The organism is Naumannella halotolerans (genome assembly GCF_004364645.1).
GTDB classification, from domain to species: Bacteria; Actinomycetota; Actinomycetes; order Propionibacteriales; family Propionibacteriaceae; genus Naumannella; species Naumannella halotolerans.
The window spans coordinates 268350-289460 of the sequence record NZ_SOAW01000001.1 but is presented as its reverse complement, the minus strand read 5'-3'; the positions used below and the strand labels follow the sequence as shown (position 1 = coordinate 289460).

The following is a 21111-nucleotide window of genomic DNA, read 5'->3' as shown; positions in this document are numbered from 1 at the left end:
CAGCGGGTCAGTTCTGCTTCTCGTCGACGTCGTCGTTCCAATCCGGATCGTTGTCCCAGGCCTCGTTGCGCTCCTCGACCTTCGCCAGCGCCCGCTCGGCATCCTCCCGGGTCGGGTACGGGCCGAGCAGGTTCTCGGCCTTGTCCGCTCCTTCGGGGACGACCTGCTTGGTGTTGAGGTTGTAGTACCAAGGTCCACCACTGTCACTCATGCCTCCGATTCTGCCGTACCCGGCTCCGCGGCGGAACGTCAGGCAGGGCCGAACACCCGGGCCCGATGGAACCCATCCTGTGTCCGGCAGCAGGGCTGCGCGCGGGCCGTAGGGGCGATCGGCACCGAAGTCGGCCGGATCGTGGCGCTATGCTGGGCGCGGACGAGTCGGCCAGATGATCGCGGTGCTCGCACCGAGGAAAGTCCGGACTCCGCAGAGCAGGGTGGTGGGTAACACCCACCCGGGGCGACCCGCGGGACAGTGCCACAGAGAACAGACCGCCCTCCTCGTGGGGGCAAGGGTGAAACGGCGGTGTAAGAGACCACCGGCACCCCGGGTGACCGGGGTGGCCAGGCAAACCCCACCCGGAGCAAGACCAGACAGGCTGCGTCAGAGGGCTGCTCGCCCGAGCAGCCGGGTAGGTTGCACCAGGCGACTGGCAACAGTCGTCGCAGATGGATGATCATCCTTCGACAGAATCCGGCTTACCGGCCGGCTCGTCCTTCTCACCAGCCTCATCGGGAAGCTGCCGGTTCCGTTCCCATCCGACCGGGTCCTGTGTCAGGGTTCAACTGGCCGGGGGGCCTCTCGACGAGGAGATTCGGTATGTCCGACGAAGATCACGCCAAGCATCAGAACACGCCAGCCGAACCGCAGGGGTCACCACCACCGTCGAACGGGACGGTCGGCGGATCGCGGCCGGATTTCAGCGCACCGTCCACCGGTTCGTTCCGGACTGCAGCCGGGCCCGAGGGAACCGGGTCGGTCGGAGAAGGGGCGGCCGAGGAGCAACAGACTCCGGCACCCGCACCCGCACCAGCGCCCGGGGCCGTGCCGGGTCAGCGACTCTCCTCCGCTGCAGCCGACTCCCCGGGTCCGACCGCTGAGTGGCAACCCTCTGCACCACCTGGTCAGTCATCGGGCACCAACCACCCTCGGCCGGATTTGTCGGAACCACAGGGACCTCAACTCGACGCCGGACCGGGCACCGGATCGCCATCGGCCGGGCCCTCGGCGAAGTGGCCTGCATCGGTAGCGGCGGGTAGTGGGAGTCTGGCCGGGATGAACTGGCGGGCAGTTCTGGGCGGGGCCGCACTCACCGCCGGTGTCACGATCGGCATCGCCTTCGGCCTCAGTCTGATCATCGGGTTGCTCGCTTCAGGCGCCGTCGATGAGTTCGACTCGGCCATGGATCTGGGGGTGTCGATCGGACCGGAGCTGGTGGTCGGTACCACGCTCGCGCAGATCTTCGGCGCACCGCTCGAGCTCGCCGTGAGTTTGTTCGGGGAGTTCAGCGGTGAGCTCAGACTGCGTCCGGTGACGCTGACCCTGCTCGTGGCCATCTGCTGTGTCCTCGCAGCGGTGATCGGCCGCAATCGCGGCTTCGGCACTGCGCAGGTGCTGCCGCGCGTGATCCAGTCCATCGTCGCCGGGGGTTTCGCCGCGATCGCGCTGCCGTTGATCGTGACCTTGTGCATCAATTCCTCCACCGGTACCGGTTTCTCGATCGGTTTGCTGCCGGCCGCATTCCAGGCCTTCCTCCTGGTCGGCATCTGTCACTTCGTGGGTACCACGCTGGGCAGCGCACCGCCGGCCTCCGGAACCCTCCCGCGAATCAGGCGGGACGCCAATCGCCCGCGTCTGCTGGGGGAGGTCGGTGTGCTGGCCCTTGCCTACCTGGCTGCAGGAGCCGTGATCACGGTCGGGTTGATCATCCGAATGATCATCGGTGGATCCGATGGGATGTCCTCGATCGATCCGACCGGAAGCATCGGCAGCGATTCCGAATCCGCAGGCAGCGTTCGCGCCGGGTTGTTGATCATCGCCCTGGCATGCAGCTATGCGGTCAACGGCCTGGTCGCGATGCTCGCAGTGGCCCAATTGTCGAGCGTGCAGTGGACGACTGGGTTCTTCGGTGTATCGACGGGTCAGGGCAGCGGTTCCTTCGGCGTACTCGGCAGCGAGTCCAGCGGATGGATCTGGCTGGGCACACTGGTCCTGTTGTTGACCCTCGCGCTCGCCAGCCTTCGAATCGGTCTGCGGCGGCCACCCAGTGAGCGCTCATCGTGGGCACGAGCCTGGCAGCTGCCGGTGCTCTGGGCAGCCATCTGGTTGGTCCTGCAGCTGATTTCCTCAGCGCGTTTGACGATCGGCGGCGACCTGACCATGGGTGGCAGTTCGGCAGAGGGTGACGGGGGCGTTCACCTTGGGCCGGCGACCTTCACCTTCCTGGTCGCCGGGCTGTGGGCACTGGCAGTCGAAGTCGGCGCCCGGTTCCTACCGACGCTCGCCTATGGGGTCGCCCCGGGTCTCGCCAGTGCTCTGGCCGGGCGAAGTGCCTCCGCGCCGCCGGGTTCGAACCATCCGAATGCCCCGACCCAATCGACAACCCACACGGGCTGGACAGCAGACACCTCGACGGGCCCCGACGAATCTGCCGAGATCGACCACCAGATGTCGCAGTTCGGTGTGACCGATCACCCGGTGGGCCCAGCGCCCGGTGCGACACCGCAACCCGGTGCAGCCGAACCGCCGCCGGGGACGGCACTACCCGGCCCGGCCGGCAATCTCCCGGACGGCCACACCTCACAACCGGACCCCGCCGGTCCGCCGGTTCCGGCGATGAGCCCGCAGGCCCGACGAACGGCCAAACTTGTATTGGGCCTCGGCGGCGCCCTGGTCGCGGTGGTGGTTCTGGCAGCGGTCGTGGTGGCGGTGATCAACTCGACACGTACCCCGGAGGCCGCCGCCGAGCAGTACGTCCAGCTGATCGCCGACGGGAACGCCGAAGCCGCCAACGCGCTCGTACCACCCGACGTACCGGACGCCGAGCGAGGTCTGCTCACCGACGAAGTCTTGGCGGCAGCGACCCGGATCGACAACGTCCGGGCACGGCCGGCCACCTCACTTGGTGACGACGATTCCCATTCGGTGCTGATCGACTACGGTCTCGGTGGCCGATCCGAACAGGCTTCGCTGACGGTGATCGCAGACGGAAAGGACTTCGGTCTCTTCGATCGGTGGCGGGTTATCACGCCGCTGACCGGTTATCTGATGGTGGTCTCTCCCGGCACTGCGTCGGTCGACGGTGTCGACGTCGACGTGATCCTCCCCGACAGTGACTACACAGTGCCCGGGTCCGTGGCATACCCGGGCATCTACACCGTGGACCCGGGACCTGTGGAGTACTACGACCCGCCCGAACCGCAGCAGGGTGTGGTGCTTCCCATGACCGAGGGCCACGACGACCCCGTTGAGGAGGTCGTGCAGTTCAGCTACACGCCGAACCAGCAATTGGTGGACGCGGTGAACGCCGAGGTCGGTGACTGGTTGGAGGAGTGCCTGCGAACCGGTGAGGACAGGGATTCTCAGGCGACCTACTCCTCCAACTGCACCTACGGCGGCAACTCGGTTCCCGGCTACTACTATCCGGAAGGCGAACCGGAGTGGACGGTGGACTCCCCGCCCTCCATGGCCCTGTCACCGGAGGACTCGACCGGGAGTTTCTTCAGCGGTGAGGCCACCGTATCGGTCTCCTACGTCCAGTCCAGCTTCAGTGGCGACGAAACGGTCGAGGAAACGATCACGGTCAGCATCGATGCGATCGTGCAACCCGCTCAGGGAGACGTCGACGTTCGGGTCAACAACGTCATCTGGACTCCGAACTGAGCCACTGCAGGACCCGCTGTGGCCCCCCTCAGACGGTGAACCGCACCTTGCCCTCGACCACATCGGCCATTTCCAGGGTGGCCTTCACCCGTTCCCCGGCCACCAGTCCGGGCCCGCTCACCGGCGCCTCGACCGCCAGGGCGTCCAGCAGCAGGCCGCCTCGTTCGGGCTTGTCCGGGTCGACCTCGACGACGGTGCCCTCGAACTGCTGTCCGACGTGCGGACTCAGCGCCAGCGCCTCCACCAGGTCGAGGATCCCGCGTTCGAACCTGCTGGCCCGCTGGGAGGAGGCCTTCATCTCGGCCGGCAGATCGGGCAGCGCCTGGCGTACCCAGTCCGGCACCTCCTCGCCGGCGACGATCGCGGTGCAGCAGGCGAGGCTGTAGCGGTCCACCAGGCGGCGCAGCGGCGCAGTCGTGTGTGCATACGGTGTGGCCAGTGCGGCGTGCTCGGTCTCCTCGGGGAGTTCACCGTCGAAGGCCGCATAGTCGGCACCCCGGAACAGCGCGGTGCAGGCATACATCATCGCCACCCCGCGCGGGGTGGTCGGATCGATACTGCGGACGAAGTCGGGGTAGCCCAGGTCACGCGGCCAGGACTGTCCGAGCGCCTCGGCGATCACCCGCAACCGGTCCGTGGCCTGCGCGGTGGCCGCGGGCAGGGTACGGACGATGCCGACCTTCGCATCCAGCATGATGTTCGCCGCGCAGATCCCGGTCAGCAAGGAGATCTGGGCGTTCCAGTCCTCCACCTCGCGGGCGGCCCGGAAGACCAGGCGCCATTCGTCGTCGACCACCTCGACCTCCTGGGCGGGCAGGTTCAGCGACACCCCGCCGCGAGCGATCTCCACCCCGAGCCGCTTGGTGCCGATCTCCCGTAGCAGTTCGAGCTGCGGATCGGCCCGCTTGGAGTCCAACTGCTCCTGCGCCTGGGCATAGGTCAGCTGGGCGCGGCTGCGGACGATCGCCCGGCCGAGATCGACATCGATCACCTCACCGTCCCTGCCCAGCCGCATCTGCCAGACGTAGGCCGGCCGGGTCTGTCCGGCATGCAGACTCGCTGCGCCCTCCGACAACACCGGCGGGTGCAGCGGGAACCGCCGATTCGGCGCATAGAACGTCTGTCCCCGCTGGTGGGCCTCCTGGTCGATCGGACCACCGGGAGTGAGGAAGGCGGTGAGGTCGGCGATGGCGTACCGGACGAGATAACCCGAGCCGTCCCGGGACAACTCCATGATCTGGTCGATGTCACGGGCGCCGGGCGGGTCGATGGCGAAGAAGTCGATGGCGGTCAGATCCGCCGCCGGCAACCGCGGCTCACCGCAGGTGGCGAAGGCCTCCTCCTCGGCGGCCTCGCTGAAATCCTCGCTGAGTCCCACCTCCTCCTGCAGCCGACTCAGACCCTCGGTGAGTTCGGCCGGGGCATCGTCGGTCAGGGCAAAGGCACGGGTCGGCATGGGGCCCTCAGAGTCCGGAGTTCTCGGTCCGGACGAGGATCCGCCCGCACTCCTCACAGCGAATCACCTGATCGGCCGGCGCGGCGGCATAGGCACGAAGATCGGCAGCATTGGCATCCAGCCGACAACCACTGCAGCGACCGTGCTGCAGGACGGCGGCACCGAAACCGTCATGGCTGTTGCGTACCTTCTCGTAGCTGGCGACCAGGTCCGGCGGCAGTACCGCGAGCAGTCCCTCGCGCTCCTCGGCCTGGGCCTTGAGCTCGGTGTCCAGCGAAGCCACCTGCTTGTCCCGGCTGGCCATCCAGGAACGCAACTGGGTCTCCAGCTCGGCCTTCTTCGCCGACAGTCGCTGGACCACCGCCTGCGCCTCCTCCAGCTCACCCATCAACTCGAGTTCGGCATCCTCCAACTCACCGATCCGCCGACCGAGGTGTTCGACCTCGTCGATCAGTGCCGAGAGTTGTTTCGGGTCGGTCACCGCTCCGCCGTCGATCCGCTCCTGATCGCGTACCCGCCGTTGGCGTACCGGCTCCAGATCGGCCTCGGCCTTGCGCTGGGCCCGTTCGAGGTCGGAGACCAAGGTCTCGTTCTCGACCAGTTCCTCCATCACCGCCAGGCGCTGCTGTTTGCCCTGGGCGATGTCGACATGCTCGGGCAGGGACCGCCGCCGATGCTGCAATCGGGCGGTCTCGGTGTCGACGGCCTGCAGGTCGAGCAGTCGACGCTGGTCGACGGGATCGGCTTTGATGTCACTACCTCCATGCATTGTGGGCCGCGGGCACGGCCGCACTGACGTTTGATCCTAATGCGTCCCGACCCGCCGGCCGGGTACAGGTTTCAGCTGTTCCATCGCAGCATGGCCAATTCGCCGCGATTGTGCCCGAGCACGCTGATCGCACCGGTGTCCAGCGGGAACTTCTCCCCGTCGGCGAAGTCCAGATCCAGCCAGACCAGGGTCAACGCCCGCAGGATGTGGCCGTGGGCGACCAGCGCCACCCGCTGTGCCCCCAAGGACTCCACCTGCTCGATCAGCCTGCGGCAGCGGATACGTACCTGCTCCGGCGTCTCGCCACCGGGGGTACGACCGGTCCAGATCACCCAGCCGGGGTCGTGGACGTGGATCTGTGCGCTGGTGATGCCCTCGTAGTCGCCGTAGTCCCACTCGACCAGGTCCTCACTCACCGTGCCGGTCAGTCCGGCCAGTTCGGCGGTACGACGGGCGCGCAGGCGTGGCGAGACCAGCACCTGGTCGAAGTCGATGCCGGAAAGCCTGTCCACCAGTGCACCGGCCTGCACCTCCCCGGCCGGGGTCAACGGCAGATCGGTGAACGAGGTGTGTCGACCCTCGCGGCTCCACTCGGTCTCACCGTGCCGCAGCAGATAGATCTCCGCCATCGCTCGTCCCTCACTCCTCACCGGCCTCGCGGCCCTCTGCCACCAGCCTGCCACCGATCGGCGACCTATGATCGAATGGTCGGGTGGCGACACCGAGCCGTCATGGTGGCAGCTGTCACCGGGTTGAGGAGAGATTGAGGATGAACGACCAGGAACAGACAGATCAGCCGAACCGGACGCCTCGGTTCTCCGATGCGTTCAAGGCCTTCATCCCCACCGGCTGGGCCGACTACGACTCCTCGTCGATCACCCCACTGCCTGCCTCGGAGTTCACCCCGGCCCGGCGGGTACGGGTCTCCGAGCTCTTCACCGGTGACCGGCTGGTGATCCCGGCAGGCCCGTTGAAGGTCCGTGCCAATGACACCGACTTCCGGTTCCGCCCGCACTCGGCCTTCGCCTGGCTCACCGGCCTGGGGGCGGACCGGGAACCCGACGCGGTGCTCGTGCTGGAGCCGGTCGGCGACGGTCACGAGCCCACGCTCTACTTCAAGCCTCGGGCCCCGCGCGATTCCGAGGAGTTCTACGCCGACGCCCGGTATGGCGAGATGTGGGTCGGCCAGCGGGAGTCGTTGACCGAGATGGGCACGATCACCGGGTTGCCGACCGCGCCGATCGACGATCTCGCCCACGCGCTGGAGAAGAACGCCGACACCGTCACCATCCGGGTGCTGCGGGAGGCGGATCCGGCCATCACCGCACTGGTCGACGAACTGCGGGCCAGGGCCGACCGCAACGGCGCCGCCGAGATCGACGAGGAGTTGCTGGTCGCACTGTCGGAGTTGCGGCTGATCAAGGACGAGTTCGAGCGCGACCAGCTGCGCCGGGCCTGCGCCGAGACCGCGACCGGGTTCACCGCGGTGGTCGGCGACCTGCCCGATGCCGTGCGCCGGGGCCGCGGCGAACGCTGGGTCGAAGGCGTCTTCGGTCTCCACGCCCGGCACGCCGGCAACGACGTCGGGTACGGGACGATCGCTGCTGCCGGTGATCACGCCAACACCCTGCACTGGATCCGCAACGACGGCGACCTGCGCCCCGGTGACCTGCTGCTACTCGATGCCGGGGTCGAGCTGGACTCCCTCTACACCGCCGATGTCACCCGTACCCTGCCGGTCGGCGGCACCTTCTCCGCAGCTCAACGCCAGGTCTACGACGCGGTCCTGGAGGCGCAGCAGGCGGGGATCGACGCCGCCCGGCCGGGCGCGAAGTTCTCCGATGTGCATGCCGCCTCGATCGCGGTGGTGGCGAAGTACCTGGCCGAATGGGGTCTGCTGCCGGTCAGCGCCGAGGAATCCCTGGATCCGCACACCGGTGGCCAGCATCGCCGCTGGATGGTGCACGGCACCTCACATCACCTGGGCATCGATGTCCACGACTGCGCCCAGGCCCGGAACGAGAACTATCGCGAGGGCGTCCTGGAGCCGGGCATGATCATCACCGTGGAACCGGGGATCTACCTGCGGGCGAACGACCTGCTGGTACCGCCGGAACTGCGTGGGATCGGGGTACGGATCGAGGACGACATCCTGATCACCGCCGACGGCAACGAGAATCTCTCCGCGGCTCTGCCGCGGAGCGCCGAGGAGGTCGAGGCCTGGATGGCGCCCCTGCTGGCACAGTCGAAGGACCCTGCCTGAGGTTCCTGCCGACCAAGTCCCCGACGGGGGCTCACTCGAACATGCGGGCGCGTTCTCCGGGCAGTTCGGCCAGCAGGTCACGGGCCTGCTGGGCCACCTTGTGCTCACTCAGCACCTCGTACTTGGTGGCGACGATCTGGCTGACCGAGTTGAAGTCCCGCTGGCCGCCGCTCATGGCATAGGTGATCACGGCGAAGATCAGCCCGATCACGATGCCGATCCCCAGTGCGGTCAGCAGGATCGCCAGCAGCTGCGCCGGTTCACCGAAGATGACCATCACCAGGCCGACCAGCAGACCGGTGCTGATGCCGCTGAGGATTCCCTGCTGGATCACCGACCCCCAGCTCTTGCGGCCGAGCACCCGTTCGATCGACCGCAGTTCGGTGCCGACGATCGCGAGGTTCTGGACCGCGAACTTCTTGTCGGCGAGGAAGTCGACGGCCTTCTGCGCCTGCTCGTACTTGTCGTAGACACCGACCGACTGGGGGAACTCCAACTCGAACAGGGAACCGAGCTTTCCCGGCTGATTCATCGACATGACTGCCTCCTGAGCTGCTTGTGACCAGTTCCCAATCTAGCGCTCCCGCTGAATTGCGTCCGCGGTCGAGACGGCCGTCGGCGCGGTACGCTGCGTCGGTGAGCATGACGACCTCGGTATTCATCTCCCGCCTGCGCGGGCTGCCCGTCGTCGACCCCGACGGTGACCAGTTGGGGAAGGTCCGCGATGTGGTGATCCAGTTCGGCCGCGTCGGGACTCCCCCACGGGTCCGCGGCCTGGTGGTGGAACTGTTCGCCCGGCAGCAGATCTTCATCTCGATCGCGCGGATCTCGGCATTCGACCCGGCTCAGGTGGCCACCAGCGGTGTCATCAACACCCGCCGCTTCCAGCGACGCAACAGCGAGACCCTGGTGGTCGACGACCTGTTCGACTCCGATGTCCGATGGCGTGGCAAGGACGGCCGTTACCGGATCTTCGACGTCGCGATGAAGATGCTGCGCAACCGCGAGTGGGCACTGTCGGAGATCGCGCTGGTCGACCTGTCCCGGCCCCGCAGGTTGGGACGTCGCCAGCACGTGGTGATCGCGGACTGGAGTGAGATCGTCGACCTGGGCCGGGGTGAGCAGGCGACCGACCAGTTGTTGGCCGAACTGCAGGACATGCACGCCGCCGATGTCGCCCGTACCCTGCACGACCTGGACCCGCAGCGGCGGGCCGAGGTGGTCGCCTCCCTGGACGACGAGCGGCTGGCCTCGGCACTGGAGGAGTTGCCCGAGGACGAGCAGGTGCAGTTGATCTCGTTGCTCGATGCCGAGCGTGCCAGCGACATCCTGGTCGAGATGAACCCCGACGATGCCGCCGACCTGATCAAGGAACTGGCGCCCGACATCGCCGAGCAGTTGCTCGCCCGGATGGAGGACCAGGACGCCGAGGGCATCCGGCAGTTGATGACCTATGCCGACGAGACCGCCGGCGGCATGATGACCACCGAACCGGTGATCCTCTCCCCCGACGACACGGTCGCCGATGCCCTGGCGCGGGTACGCAATGAGGAGCTGACACCGGCGCTGGCCGGCATGGTCTACATCTGCCGGCCGCCGATGGAGGTGCCCACCGGGCGGTTCATCGGCGGCGTGCACATCCAGCGGCTGCTCCGCGAACCTCCCTCGACCCTGGTCTCGGAGTTGATCGCCACCGACCTGGAGCCGTTGGAGACCGAGTATCCGTTGGCCCGGGTCAGCCGCTACTTCGCCACCTACAACCTGGTGAACGCGCCGGTGGTCGACGAGCACAAACGGCTGCTCGGCGCGGTCACGGTCGATGATGTGATCGACCACATGCTGCCCGAGGACTGGCGCGGCCGCGGGATGGACGGTTTCGACCCGGAGACCGACGACCGACAGGCCGAGGTGAGCGAGGACCTGGCGAACGACCGGGACGAGTGGCAGCGCAGCGGAGGTGAGCGATGAGTGAACGCGACGCCGAACGGGCGACCCGCCGGGAAAGGGCCGACCGCGAACGGCTGAACACCCCCGGGCGACAGACCCGGCGGTTGCCGAACCTGAAACTGGACGCCGATTCCTTCGGCCAGTTCGCCGAGGGCTTCGCCCGGTTCATGGGTACGCCCAGCTTCCTGCTGTGGATGACCTTGATCATCATCAGCTGGGTGCTGTGGAACGTGTTGATGCCGCCGAGTCTGCGATTCGACGAGTTCCCCTTCATCTTCCTCACCCTGGCCCTGTCACTGCAGGCCTCCTATGCCGCACCGTTGATCCTGCTGGCACAAAATCGGCAGGAGGCACGGGACCGGATCAGCGTCGAACAGGATCGTCGCCAGGCCGCCCAGAGCCGGGCCGACATGGACTTCCTGGCCAGGGAGATCGCCTCGGTCCGGATGAACGTCGGTGAGCTGGCCACCCGTGACTTCATCCGCCGCGAGCTTCGCGAAGCGATCGCCGAACAGGCCGAGGCCGATCGGCAGAAGACGGGGGTGACCGAGGAAAGCGGCGAGGACGACCGCTGATCGACCCGTCCCGGGCCAGGACCCCACTGCTCGACGAAGGCCGCTCCCGAACTGCGTCGGGTCGGGGGATGGTCCCGTGGCACGACACAGATCGATGGCTCGCCCGTGAGGTCAACCGCACACCGTTCGGAGTAGGTCTCCGAGGGGCACCGCACCTAGGCTTGGGGTCATGTCCGTGCAGTCCAACACTCCTGACCACCCGCTGCTGTCCCCGGTCGAGAAGGCCCTCGGTTCGGTCATCGATCCCGAGATCCGCCGCCCGATCACCGAACTCGGGATGCTGAAATCGGTCGACATCGCCGAGGACTCCTCGGTCCGGGTGGAGTTGCTGCTGACCGTCGCGGGATGTCCGATGAAGGACACCTTGACCAAGGATGTGACCAAGGCCGTCGCCGGGGTGGCCGGAACGGGCCCGGTGAGCGTCGACCTGGGTGTGATGAGCGATGAGCAGCGCGCCGAGCTGAAGACCCTGCTGCGCGGCCCCTCCAACGACCGCGAGATCCCCTTCGCCCGCCCCGACTCGCTGACCAAGGTGATCGCGGTCGCCTCCGGCAAGGGCGGCGTCGGCAAGTCCTCGGTGACGGTCAACCTGGCCTACGCGCTGGCCGCCGCCGGCCGCTCGGTCGGCGTCCTCGATGCCGATATCTACGGGCACTCGATCCCCACCATGTTGGGGGTCTCCGACGCTCGCCCGACCAGTGTCGATGACATGATCCTGCCGGTCCCGGCGATGGGCATGAAGGTGATCAGCATCGGCATGCTGAAACCGCGCAAGGACCAGGTGGTCGCCTGGCGCGGACCGATCCTGGACCGCGCACTGCAGCAGATGCTGGCCGATGTGTACTGGGGTGACCTGGACTACCTGTTGCTCGACCTGCCCCCGGGCACCGGTGATGTGCAGATCTCGATCGGGCAGAAGTTGCCGAACGCCGAAGTGCTCGTCGTGACCACCCCGCAACAGGCAGCCGCCGAGGTTGCCGAGCGGGCCGGCACCATGGCCTCGATGATGAACCAGCGGGTCGTCGGGGTGGTCGAGAACATGGCCTATCTGGAGGTCACCTGCCCGCACTGCGGATCCACCCACCGCCACGACGTCTTCGGCAGCGGCGGCGGCCGTCAGGTGGCGCAGACCCTGAGCACACGGCTGGGCTACCCGATCGAGCTGCTCGCCCAGATCCCTCTCGACACCGCCCTTCGCCACGGTGGTGACATCGGTTCGCCCGTGGTCGCCGACCCGACCGAACCGGCGGCGGTGGCCCTGGCCGATCTGGCAGCCCAACTGGATTCACGCGGCCGGAACCTGGCCGGTCGACAGCTCGGTCTCAGCCCGGTGGGTCGCTGATCGGCCCGGTGGGCCGAGAAGCCTCAGGTGGCTTCGTGATCCCACGGAATCGTGGTGGTCGTGGCGAAGGCCACCGTCGTCTCCTCGAAATCGGGGCGAGCTGCCACCGCCACCTGGGTGCCCTCGGCCGCGGCCGTGGCCCCGACCGTGGTGGCCGCCGCCTTCGCCGCGGTTGAACCTGTCATCGAGGATCTCGTGCGCCCCGGGGAGGTTCGCGGGGTGGGGCTCGACGAATTCGAGCCGAGTGCCCGCTTCATGTCCCGGCTGGTTTCCCGACCCAGGGTGTCCACATCCTCGAAGCTCTTCTTCACGTCGGCGACGATCGGTTCGACGTCACTGAGGAGGTGTTTGGCGACGAAGGTCCTCGGGTTCAGGTCACGGACATCGAAGTCGGCGTAGTCCGGGCCGAGTTCGCGACGGATCTGGCCGGTGGCGTCATTGGCGATCGTGCGAACATAGCGCAGCACTCGTGCTGCCTTCCGGGCGATACCGGGAAGCTTCTCCGGCCCGAACAGGACCACCGCGAGGATCACCAGAACGGCGATCTCAGCCGCGCCCAAACCCATGGCGCAACCTTACGTCATCGCCCCCGGCCCCGGTGCTGGGCAACCGGAGCGAAATGGCCCGGGCGACTCACTCCTGCACGCCGCCGAGGACCACGCGCACCTCGCCCCTGCCCTGGATGTTCAGGGTGATCTCGTCCCCGGGGCGCTCGGCCCGGATCTTCACGATCAACTCCACCTGTTCGGTGACCGGTTGACCATTGACCGCAGTCACCACATCACCGGCGCTCAGCCCTGCCGCAGCGGCCGGCCCGCCCGGGGTCACCTCCTGCAGCAGGACACCGCTGCCGTCCTGGGCGGTGGTGACGCTGGCCCCGATCACCGGATAGCTCGACCGTCCCGTTGCGACCAGTTCCTCACCGACGGCCATCGCCTGATCGATGCCGATGGCGAACCCGACGCCGATATTGCCTCCTTGGCCCTCGGCCCCTCCTCCCAGGCTGAGGATCGCCGAGTTCACCCCGACGACCTGCCCGGAGGCGTTGACCAGCGGGCCGCCGGAGTTGCCGGGATTGATCGCCGCGTCGGTCTGGATGGCATCGAGATAGGCCTGGGAGCTTTCGCTGCCGCCGTCGCTCTGCCCGCCGACGGCCACCGGCCGGTTCAGCGAGGAGACGATGCCGGAGGTGACGGTGCCCCCGAGTCCCAGTGGCGCGCCGACGGCGACGGTCTGATCACCGACCCGAAGTTGTTCGGGATCGCCGATCGGCAGGGCGGTCAGTCCCTCGGGCGGGTCGACCCGGATCACGGCGATGTCGTAGGCGGGGCTGCCACCGACCACCTCGGCCGGGCTGCGGGTGCCGTCGGCGTACTCGACGCTGATCGAGCCACCGGTCGAGATGACGTGGTTGTTGGTCATGATCAGGCCGGAGTCGTCGATCACGAAGCCCGATCCGGTGCCACCACCGCTGAGTCCGATGGTGACGGTGGAGGGAACCACCCGGTCGGCGATCTCGGCGATGTTGCCGTTGGCCGGCGGGTTCTCGGCGCGTTCCCCCTGCTCGGCCGAACCGGTCTCGTCGTTCGGCGAGGAGGTGCTGATGACCGGTTGAGCGCTGCCCTGTCCGGTCACACTGCGGGCACCCCACCAGGCTCCCCCGGCGCCGGCGCCCGCGCCGACCACCAGCGCGGTGATCACGGTGGCGAGGACGACCCCGCGGCGCGACCGGACCGTCGGTACGGTCGCCGGTTCAGCCGAACGCGCGGCCCATTGCCGGTCGGCCACCGTCGGCGTCGGGGCCGACCAGGGATTCTGCTGGCGGGTCGGCTGGACCGGCGCCGAGGCGTACCCGGGGCCACGACCCCAGCCCGCCGAGTTCATCTGCTGCCGGGAATTGGACTGCTGCCGGGAATCGGACTGCTGGCGGGGATCGGACTGGGGGCCGCCCATGCCGACCCCGGAGGTCGAACCGGGTACGTCGTTCCCCGATCGGACGTAGGCCGAACGGTAGCCCGGAGCCGGGCCATCCGTACCGCCGAACGGCGATCCCGCAGGGCCGCCCGTACCGGAGGCCTGGTCCTGGCCGCCGTGGACGGAGTTGCCGAAGAAGCCTGCGTCGGTTCCCTCGCCCGAGAGCGGACGCCAGTGCTCATCGGACTGGTGAGGGCGCGGGCCGGTCACCGGATACCGAACCTGGCGCCGATCCAGACCAGACCCGAGACAACGCGGTCGACGACATTCGCCTCGGTCGGTTCCTCATGCGGCAATGCCCCACTGACCTCGTCGGCCAATTCGGTCGAGCCGTCGGTGACCACCGTCCAGACCTGGTCGCCGGACTGCCAGGCGTAGACCGTGACGGCGCCGTCGACGGCCTGGTGCACACCGCGCTCGGCGTCGAAGGCCATCGAGTCGCCCGGGACCAGCGTGCCGACCTGCTGGCTGACCAGCAGGGTGATCATGCCGTCGCCGTAGACACTCTCGATCGTGCCGTCCCCGTCACCGCTGACCGTCAGCAGTGGCAACTCGCCGAGGCTCGGTACCTCCCCGGCCTCGCCCAGATCCTGGGTCGGGCTGGCTGCGTCACTGATCTCGATCGCCTTGCCGATGGCAACGCTGCTGAATCCGGCCCGGGAGACCAGCTGTCCGTCGGTGAACCGATCGGTCCACAGCGGGTATCCGGTCTCCGAATCCAGCCACCACCGCGTGGTCGTCCCGGATTCGCTGGTCGCCTCGACCACCGAGGCCGAACGACCGGCCACCCGTCCGGCGTTCGCGGTGCAACCCAGCTCGTAGGAACCGAAGGAGGCCAGTTCCAACAACGGCTGCTCGGTGCTCGGGGTGAATCCGGCGCTCCCGCCGAGATCCAGCGCGGTACCGAAACCGGGCAGGTTGGCCACCTCCACGGTGCCGCTGCGCCAACCGGTCCCGTCGCGATGTTCGACGGTCTGCACACCGTTCACCGCCAGGTCGGCAGTCGCGGCCTGGGCCTCCTGCAGGAAGCGCAGGCAATCGGAACCGAGTTCGCTCAGGGCCACCTCCTCGGCGCTCGGCCCGCCGGCGCTGGCCGGCCCGGCCTGCTGCGGCACCGAGGGATCGGCTGCCACCGCCCCCACGGCCACGTTCGCCAGTGGCATCTGTGCCAGTGCGGTGGCGAATCCGGTACGTGCGTCGACCGTCGGATCGACCACCACCTGCCGATTGGCCGGAGCAGCCACCCAGCCCACGAGCACCACGCCGGCCAGGAGGGTGAACAGGCAGGTCGTCGTGATCACCCGGCGGTGCAGATGTGATCGCCGACTGCTGGGCAGTGCGGCGTACCCGGCCGACTCGGCGGGGCGGTCGAAGGGCCGGGCCCACAGCGGTTCGTCGGCGCCGGGCCCGGCGATCGCGCGCAACCGGTCGGGAAGCGCGCCCGGCGCGCTGACCGGTGAGGAGGATCCACGCAACAGGGTGCGCAGCTCTCGCATCGACGCCACCTCGACGGCACAGGTACGGCAGCCGACCAGGTGGCCGGCCACCTGCTCCTGTTCTGCCGCGCTGAGCGCCGTGTCCACGAATGCCGACAACTCGGCACAGGTGAAACAGTCGGTGGGTCGTCGGGCCATCAGCTCGTCCGTAGGCCGTCCGGGATCTGATCGCCCTCGACCGGTGCCCCCAGGAACCGGGAGCGGTCACCGGTGGGTGCTCGATGGGCCAGCGCCTCGCGCAGTTGGGAGCGCCCGCGATGGATCCGTGAGCGCACCGTCCCCAGCTTCACGTCGAGGACCGCGGCCACCTCCTCATAAGAGAGCCCCTCGATGTCGCACAGGACCACCGCTGCCCGGAAGTCCGGCGCCAGATCGGCCAGCGCTGCCTCCACGTCATGGGTCAGGTCGGCCTCGTCGCGGCGGGTCTCCGGTGCCGGCTCGCCGCCGACGATACGTTCCGAAGCGGTTTCGCTGAGGCCGTCGAAACGGATCCGCTGTTTACGCCGCGCCTGGTCGAGGAAGAGGTTGGTGGTGATCCGGTGCAACCACCCGTTGAAGGTGCCGGGCTGGAACTTGTGCAGCGATTTGAACACCCGGATGAAGGTCTCCTGGGTGAGATCCTCGGCATCGTGGGGATTGCCGGTCAGCCGGTAGGCCAGGCGATAGACCCGCTGGGAGTGTTCACGAACCACCTCGTCCCAGCTCGGCGGGGGCCACTCGGTCTCCTCGACCTTCGGGGCAGCATCGGGCACCGCTCGCTTCACCAGCGGGCGCAATCCCATGGAACCTCCTCCGACCGACCTGACCATTGTTGCTCCTCGAAGTCCGCTACCCAAGTTGGACGCCTTGACCGGTCCAAGTCTCGGGAACCCGGGCTGCGCCGCCCAACTCGACAGCACCGGGCGGGCCTGATTGACAGGCGACTCACAGGCCGGCCAGCGGCGACCCACATGGATGGTGTGCGGCGGCTCACATCGGCGCCACCGCGGACTGCACGCGGCGCCGTCGAAGGCACGGCACCGAGGTGCCGACGGTTTCAGAGACCGGCAGCGTCGAGGAGCCCGCAGAAGACGTCGGACTGCTCCTTCGAGGCGACCGTCAGCGGCAGCCGTACCGCGTTGTTGATCATCCCCTTGTGCGCCAGCCCGGCCTTCACCAGCAGACATCCCTGGGTGGCGAAGACACCGGTCAGCACCGGCTCGAGTTCGCGGTGCAGCTGCAGCGCCCGGGCATGGTCACCGTCGGCGTGGGCGGTGATCATCTCCGAGACCCCCGCGCCGGTGAAGTGGGTGGAGGTACCGATCAGGCCGACGCCGCCCATCGACAACAACGGCAGGGTCAGATTGTCCTCACCGGAGTAGTAGGCCAGGTCGGTCTGGGCCATCACCCGCCCCGACGAGGCGAGATCACCCTTGGCGTCCTTCACCGCAACGATCCGCGGATGCTCGGCCAGCTTCAGCAAGGTCGATTCCTGGACCGGTACGGCCGACCTGCCGGGAATGTCGTAGACCACGATCGGCAGGTCAACGGCGTCGGCGATGGTGGTGAAGTGGGCCAGCAGACTGTCCTGCGGCGGCTTGGAGTAGTAGGGGGTGACCACCAGCAGGCCATCCGCCCCGGCCTCGGTGGCCTGGGCTGCCAGTTCGAGGCTGTGGGCGGTGTTGAAGGTGCCGATGCCGGCGATGATCGGTACGTCGGGCCCGATCGCCTTCCGAACCGTACCGATCAGCTCGGCCTTCTCCGCATCGCTGGTGGTCGGCGCCTCTCCCCCGGTGCCGTTGATCACGAGTGCGTCGTTGCACTGTTCCTGAACCAGCCAACGCGCCACCTCGGTGGCCGCACCATGATCGATCTGGCCTTGATCGTCGAACGGCGTCACCATCGCGGTCATCAGTCGTCCGAACAGCGGCTCAGCCATGATCAGGGCTCCTTCTCGTTCCACAGGGCGCCACAACCGGCAGCCCGGACCGCAGTTCTTGCCATCCACGGTCATGCACGACCTCATCCTAAGGCGTCGGGTGGCGCTGGTTCGCTAGGCTTCGGCGCATGAGCTTCTCCGAGCCACCCACCGGTGCTGCATCGACGCCGACCAGCGCCTCGGCCGCCCCGAAACCCGCAAGCTGGGTCTTCGCCGAGGACTTCGCACCCGAACCGCCGGCCGCTGCGCAGGCCCGGCTCGCGGCCGCCGAGGTCGGGGTGGAACCGATCAGTCGCGGAGCCGCCCGGCTGCTCGGGGTCCTGGCCAAGGCGATCAATGCCAAGGCTGTGGTGGAGATCGGTTCGGGCACCGGTGTCTCCGGACTGGCGCTGTTCTCCGGCATGGCACCCGACGGCATCCTGACCAGTGTCGACGTCGAGGGTGAACACCAGTCCCGTGCCCGGCAGGCATTCAAATCCGTCGGCATCGCCGACCGGCGTTTCCGGTTGATCCAAGGTGATGCACTGACCGTGCTGCCGAAGCTCAGCGACGGCGCCTACGACCTGGTTCTGGTCGATGCCGACAAGCTGGAGTACGGCGAGTACGTGGACCAGGCGGTGCGGTTGCTGCGCAGCGGCGGCCTGCTGGTGATCGACAACGCGCTGTGGCACGACCTGGTCGCCGATCCCCGCAACGAGGAGGATGCGACCATCGTGATCCGGGAGACCCTGGAGGGCGTCGGGGAGAACGAGAACCTGTTCAGCGCCCTGTTGCCCGTCGGTGACGGGCTGCTGGTCGCGGTCCGCTCCTGACCGATCAGCCCGCAAGCCTGCGAGGGCCGGCGTCTGCGTACCCGGCGGTCAGCGGTCTGATCCTGCCTACCGTAATGCGGCGATCGGCGTCGACCGACGATGCCCTCGACCTCAGACGTGGTTGAGATGCGCGCCCTTCGGCACCACGGTGATGCCGCCCGGGGAGACCGTCAGGCCGCGGGCCAGATCGGCTTCATGGTCGACCCCGACCTCGACCCCGGCATCGACGACGACGTTCTTGTCCAGAATCGTGTTCTGCAGCACCGCATGCCGACCGATCTGCACATTCTCCATCAGCACCGACCGCTCCACCTTGGCGTACTTGTCGACCATCACATTGGGCGACAGCACCGAGGTGTCGACATCACCACCGGAGATGATGCAGCCGGCGGTGACGATCGAGTCCTCGGCGGTCCCCCGGAGGACGAACTTGGCCCCCGGACGCTGCACCTGATCGGTCCAGATCGGCCACCAGTCGTTGTACAGGTTGAAGTTCGGCTCCACCGACACCAGGTCCATGTGGGCATCGTGGAAGGCGTCGATCGTACCGACATCACGCCAGTAGTCCCGGTCGCGCACGGTGGCTCCGGGTACGTCGTTGTCCTTGAAGTCGTAGACCTGGGCCGAACCGGTCGCCACGAACCCGGGGATGATGTTTCCCCCCATGTCGTGTTTGGTGTCGGCTGCCGCATCGGCGGTCAACGCCTCCACCAGCGCGTCGGCGGTGAAGATGTAGTTGCCCATCGAGGCGTAGGACTCCTCAGGGGAATCGGGCAGCCCGGGAGGGTCGGCCGGTTTCTCCAGGAAGGACTTGATCTTGCCGTCGACCGCGGCGTCGATGATCCCGAACGAACTCGCCTCCGAACGCGGGACCCGGATGCCGGCGACCGTGGCATCCAGACCGGAGTCGATGTGCCGCTGCAACATCTGCTCGACGTCCATCCGGTAGATGTTGTCGGCACCGAAGACCACCACGTAGTCGGGGCGCTCGTCGTTGATCAGGTTCAAGGACTGGAAGATCGCATCCGCGCTGCCCTGGTACCACCGCGGTCCCAGGCGCTGCTGGGCCGGCACCGGGGTGACGTAGTTGCCGAGCATGGTCGACATCCGCCAGGTCAAGGAGACGTGACGGTCCAGCGAATGGGACTTGTACTGGGTGAGCACGCAGATCTTGCGGAGCTCGGAGTTGACCAGGTTGGACAACACGAAGTCGATCAACCGGTAGGTGCCGCCGAACGGCACTGCCGGCTTGGCCCGGTCGACGGTGAGCGGCATCAGACGTTTGCCCTCGCCGCCGGCAAGGACGATGGACAAGACCTTCGGTCGCGCGGTCATGGACCGAACCTATTGCACCATGCCCATCGCCGACCAGCCCGGCCGGAACGATCTTGACCCCGGATCTGTCGGCGGCGCCGTCGGGATGCGACGATCTGCTCATGACGAATCGGATGCGCGTTGCCCTGTTCACCCGCGAGTACCCGCCCTACATCTACGGTGGCGCCGGCGTCCACGTCGGCCAGCTCGTACCCGCCCTGCGTGAACTCGTCGATGTCGAGGTGCAGGCGATGGGTGAACCACGGGAGGGGGCGGCGGCCCATCCGGAGAACTTTCCCGAAGGGGCGAACGCGGCGCTGCGGGTCTTCGGCGCGGATCTGGCGATGACCGCTGCCGCCGGTCCGGCGGACCTGGTGCATTCGCACACCTGGTACGCCAACCTCGGCGGCCTGCTGACCGGCTTGTTCCAGGACATCCCGCACATCGTCACGTCCCACTCCCTGGAACCGCACCGCCCGTGGAAGGCCGAACAGCTCGGCGGTGGCTATCGCCTGAGCAGTTGGGCCGAGCGAACGGCCTATGCCTCGGCGGCGGCGGTGATCGCGGTCAGCGAGGGTATGCGTACCGACGTGCTGGCCTCCTATCCCGAATTGGACCCGGACCGGGTGAAGGTGGTCCGCAACGGCATCGACACCGAGGAGTTCCGGCCCGATCCCGGAACCGAGGTGCTGCGCTCGATCGGCATGGACCCGGACAAGCCGTCGGTGGTCTTCGTCGGCCGGATCACGCGGCAGAAGGGTGTGATCCATCTGGTCCGGGCGGCCGCTGAACTGGATCCGCAGGTACAGCTGGTGCTCCTGGCCGGCGCTCCGGACACCCCGGAGATCGCCCGGCAGATCGAGGCTTCGGTGGCCGAGTTGCAGGCGAGCAGGGGCAATGTGATCTGGATCGAGGAGATGCTGCCGCGTCAGTCGGTACGACAGGTGCTGTCCCATGCAACGGTCTTCGCCTGCCCGAGCGTCTACGAACCGTTGGGCATCGTGAACCTGGAGGCGATGGCCTGCGAGACCGCGGTCGTCGCCAGCGCGGTGGGCGGCATTCCCGAGGTCGTGGTCGACGGTGAGACCGGCCTGCTGGTCCCCTACGACCCGGCCCGGGCCGAGGATCCCGCCTATGTGGCGAGTTTCGAGTCAGCCTTCGCCGAGAAGTTGAACGAACTGACCGCCGATCCGGACCGTGCCCGGCAGATGGGAGTCGCCGGCCGTCAACGCGCCATCGCCGAGTTCAGCTGGCCGACCATCGCCGAGCAGACGGTGCAGGTCTATCGCGACGCCGTCGCCGAGCGGCAGTAGCCGGGAGAAGACCGCCCGACGAAAGAACGTCCGCGACGTCCGCGACAAGGAA

The 21111-nt window shown here is 67.8% G+C and carries 18 protein-coding genes and 1 other RNA gene; 8 read left to right on the top strand and 11 right to left on the bottom strand.

Annotated features, from left to right (window positions below; genetic code table 11):
- Positions 1–7: 7 nt before the first annotated feature.
- Entirely contained in the window at positions 8–211 is a 204-nt protein-coding gene (locus CLV29_RS01385; protein ID WP_133753300.1) for a hypothetical protein, read from the bottom strand.
- 163 nt (positions 212–374) lie between these two features.
- Between CLV29_RS01385 and rnpB the strand changes: the two genes are divergently transcribed.
- Together rnpB and CLV29_RS01375 are read left to right on the top strand one after the other, a co-directional pair.
- Positions 375–715, top strand: an RNA gene (gene rnpB, locus CLV29_RS01380) — RNase P RNA component class A.
- A gap of 558 nt (positions 716–1273) precedes the next feature.
- Positions 1274–3880 (top strand): hypothetical protein, encoded by a 2607-nt coding sequence (locus CLV29_RS01375; protein WP_133753299.1) that lies wholly within the window; start codon positions 1274–1276, stop codon positions 3878–3880.
- A gap of 28 nt (positions 3881–3908) precedes the next feature.
- Here CLV29_RS01375 and CLV29_RS01370 read toward each other — a convergent pair whose 3' ends face one another.
- The 3 genes from CLV29_RS01370 to CLV29_RS01360 all read right to left on the bottom strand — a co-directional run bounded on the left by CLV29_RS01370 (position 3909) and on the right by CLV29_RS01360 (position 6734).
- A complete protein-coding gene (locus CLV29_RS01370; protein WP_133753298.1) occupies positions 3909–5336 on the bottom strand; it encodes an RNB domain-containing ribonuclease in 1428 nt (475 codons plus the stop codon).
- A gap of 7 nt (positions 5337–5343) precedes the next feature.
- The gene (locus CLV29_RS01365; RefSeq protein ID WP_133753297.1) at positions 5344–6105 is read right to left on the bottom strand and encodes a zinc ribbon domain-containing protein; all 762 of its coding nucleotides are present in this window, start codon (positions 6103–6105) and stop codon (positions 5344–5346) included.
- Positions 6106–6176: 71 nt separating this feature from the next.
- Positions 6177–6734 carry a histidine phosphatase family protein gene (locus CLV29_RS01360; protein WP_133753296.1) on the bottom strand — a complete coding sequence of 186 codons (558 nt, stop codon included), beginning with the start codon at positions 6732–6734 and terminating at the stop codon, positions 6177–6179.
- Positions 6735–6874: 140 nt separating this feature from the next.
- On the opposite strand from CLV29_RS01360, the gene CLV29_RS01355 reads away from it, so the two are divergent.
- Positions 6875–8368, top strand: a complete 1494-nt coding sequence (locus tag CLV29_RS01355; protein ID WP_133753295.1) for an aminopeptidase P family protein — start codon at positions 6875–6877, stop codon at positions 8366–8368.
- 31 nt (positions 8369–8399) lie between these two features.
- On the opposite strand, the gene CLV29_RS01350 is transcribed toward CLV29_RS01355, so the two are convergent.
- On the bottom strand, positions 8400–8906 hold the full coding sequence (locus CLV29_RS01350; protein ID WP_133753294.1) for a YflT domain-containing protein: 507 nt from the start codon (positions 8904–8906) through the stop codon (positions 8400–8402).
- 98 nt (positions 8907–9004) lie between these two features.
- Between CLV29_RS01350 and CLV29_RS01345 the strand changes: the two genes are divergently transcribed.
- From CLV29_RS01345 to CLV29_RS01335, 3 genes are all read left to right on the top strand, one after another.
- On the top strand, positions 9005–10336 hold the full coding sequence (locus tag CLV29_RS01345) for a magnesium transporter MgtE N-terminal domain-containing protein (protein ID WP_424991521.1): 1332 nt from the start codon (positions 9005–9007) through the stop codon (positions 10334–10336).
- Positions 10333–10890 carry a DUF1003 domain-containing protein gene (locus CLV29_RS01340; RefSeq protein ID WP_133753293.1) on the top strand — a complete coding sequence of 186 codons (558 nt, stop codon included), beginning with the start codon at positions 10333–10335 and terminating at the stop codon, positions 10888–10890. Before CLV29_RS01345 ends, CLV29_RS01340 begins: the two co-directional genes overlap by 4 nt.
- Positions 10891–11059: 169 nt before the next feature.
- Entirely contained in the window at positions 11060–12232 is a 1173-nt protein-coding gene (locus tag CLV29_RS01335) for an Mrp/NBP35 family ATP-binding protein (RefSeq protein WP_133753292.1), read from the top strand.
- 23 nt (positions 12233–12255) lie between these two features.
- Here the strand turns inward: CLV29_RS01335 and CLV29_RS01330 are convergent, their stop codons facing one another.
- The 5 genes from CLV29_RS01330 to dapA all read right to left on the bottom strand — a co-directional run bounded on the left by CLV29_RS01330 (position 12256) and on the right by dapA (position 17620).
- Complete coding sequence (locus CLV29_RS01330) at positions 12256–12798, bottom strand: sec-independent translocase (protein ID WP_133753291.1); 543 nt, start codon at positions 12796–12798, stop codon at positions 12256–12258.
- Positions 12799–12865: 67 nt separating this feature from the next.
- Entirely contained in the window at positions 12866–14416 is a 1551-nt protein-coding gene (locus tag CLV29_RS01325; RefSeq protein ID WP_133753290.1) for a S1C family serine protease, read from the bottom strand.
- Positions 14413–15840, bottom strand: coding sequence for a hypothetical protein (locus CLV29_RS01320; RefSeq protein ID WP_133753289.1), 1428 nt, complete (start codon positions 15838–15840; stop codon positions 14413–14415). Before CLV29_RS01320 ends, CLV29_RS01325 begins: the two co-directional genes overlap by 4 nt.
- Positions 15840–16484, bottom strand: coding sequence for an RNA polymerase sigma factor SigE (gene sigE, locus CLV29_RS01315; RefSeq protein ID WP_133753288.1), 645 nt, complete (start codon positions 16482–16484; stop codon positions 15840–15842). Before sigE ends, CLV29_RS01320 begins: the two co-directional genes overlap by 1 nt.
- Positions 16485–16738: 254 nt before the next feature.
- Entirely contained in the window at positions 16739–17620 is an 882-nt protein-coding gene (gene dapA / locus CLV29_RS01310) for a 4-hydroxy-tetrahydrodipicolinate synthase (RefSeq protein WP_133753287.1), read from the bottom strand.
- Positions 17621–17748: 128 nt separating this feature from the next.
- Here dapA and CLV29_RS01305 point away from each other — a divergent pair, with 128 nt between their 5' ends.
- Complete coding sequence (locus CLV29_RS01305; protein ID WP_133753286.1) at positions 17749–18432, top strand: O-methyltransferase; 684 nt, start codon at positions 17749–17751, stop codon at positions 18430–18432.
- A gap of 111 nt (positions 18433–18543) precedes the next feature.
- Here CLV29_RS01305 and glgC read toward each other — a convergent pair whose 3' ends face one another.
- Complete coding sequence (gene glgC / locus CLV29_RS01300) at positions 18544–19767, bottom strand: glucose-1-phosphate adenylyltransferase (RefSeq protein ID WP_133753285.1); 1224 nt, start codon at positions 19765–19767, stop codon at positions 18544–18546.
- A 113-nt stretch (positions 19768–19880) separates the two neighbouring features.
- On the opposite strand from glgC, the gene glgA reads away from it, so the two are divergent.
- A complete protein-coding gene (gene glgA / locus CLV29_RS01295; protein WP_133754952.1) occupies positions 19881–21059 on the top strand; it encodes a glycogen synthase in 1179 nt (392 codons plus the stop codon).
- The last annotated feature ends 52 nt before the right edge of the window (positions 21060–21111 follow it).

Excerpts from the sequence above, each read along its gene's own strand:
- CLV29_RS01385 (WP_133753300.1), bottom strand. The coding sequence starts at position 211 with ATGAGTGACAGTGGTGGACCTTGGTACTACAACCTCAACACCAAGCAG.
- CLV29_RS01375 (WP_133753299.1), top strand. The coding sequence starts at position 1,274 with ATGAACTGGCGGGCAGTTCTGGGCGGGGCCGCACTCACCGCCGGTGTC.
- CLV29_RS01370 (WP_133753298.1), bottom strand. The coding sequence starts at position 5,336 with ATGCCGACCCGTGCCTTTGCCCTGACCGACGATGCCCCGGCCGAACTC.
- CLV29_RS01365 (WP_133753297.1), bottom strand. The coding sequence starts at position 6,105 with ATGCATGGAGGTAGTGACATCAAAGCCGATCCCGTCGACCAGCGTCGA.
- CLV29_RS01360 (WP_133753296.1), bottom strand. The coding sequence starts at position 6,734 with ATGGCGGAGATCTATCTGCTGCGGCACGGTGAGACCGAGTGGAGCCGC.
- CLV29_RS01355 (WP_133753295.1), top strand. The coding sequence starts at position 6,875 with ATGAACGACCAGGAACAGACAGATCAGCCGAACCGGACGCCTCGGTTC.
- CLV29_RS01350 (WP_133753294.1), bottom strand. The coding sequence starts at position 8,906 with ATGTCGATGAATCAGCCGGGAAAGCTCGGTTCCCTGTTCGAGTTGGAG.
- CLV29_RS01340 (WP_133753293.1), top strand. The coding sequence starts at position 10,333 with ATGAGTGAACGCGACGCCGAACGGGCGACCCGCCGGGAAAGGGCCGAC.
- CLV29_RS01335 (WP_133753292.1), top strand. The coding sequence starts at position 11,060 with ATGTCCGTGCAGTCCAACACTCCTGACCACCCGCTGCTGTCCCCGGTC.
- CLV29_RS01330 (WP_133753291.1), bottom strand. The coding sequence starts at position 12,798 with ATGGGTTTGGGCGCGGCTGAGATCGCCGTTCTGGTGATCCTCGCGGTG.
- CLV29_RS01320 (WP_133753289.1), bottom strand. The coding sequence starts at position 15,840 with ATGGCCCGACGACCCACCGACTGTTTCACCTGTGCCGAGTTGTCGGCA.
- sigE (WP_133753288.1), bottom strand. The coding sequence starts at position 16,484 with ATGGGATTGCGCCCGCTGGTGAAGCGAGCGGTGCCCGATGCTGCCCCG.
- dapA (WP_133753287.1), bottom strand. The coding sequence starts at position 17,620 with ATGGCTGAGCCGCTGTTCGGACGACTGATGACCGCGATGGTGACGCCG.
- CLV29_RS01305 (WP_133753286.1), top strand. The coding sequence starts at position 17,749 with ATGAGCTTCTCCGAGCCACCCACCGGTGCTGCATCGACGCCGACCAGC.
- glgC (WP_133753285.1), bottom strand. The coding sequence starts at position 19,767 with ATGACCGCGCGACCGAAGGTCTTGTCCATCGTCCTTGCCGGCGGCGAG.
- glgA (WP_133754952.1), top strand. The coding sequence starts at position 19,881 with ATGCGCGTTGCCCTGTTCACCCGCGAGTACCCGCCCTACATCTACGGT.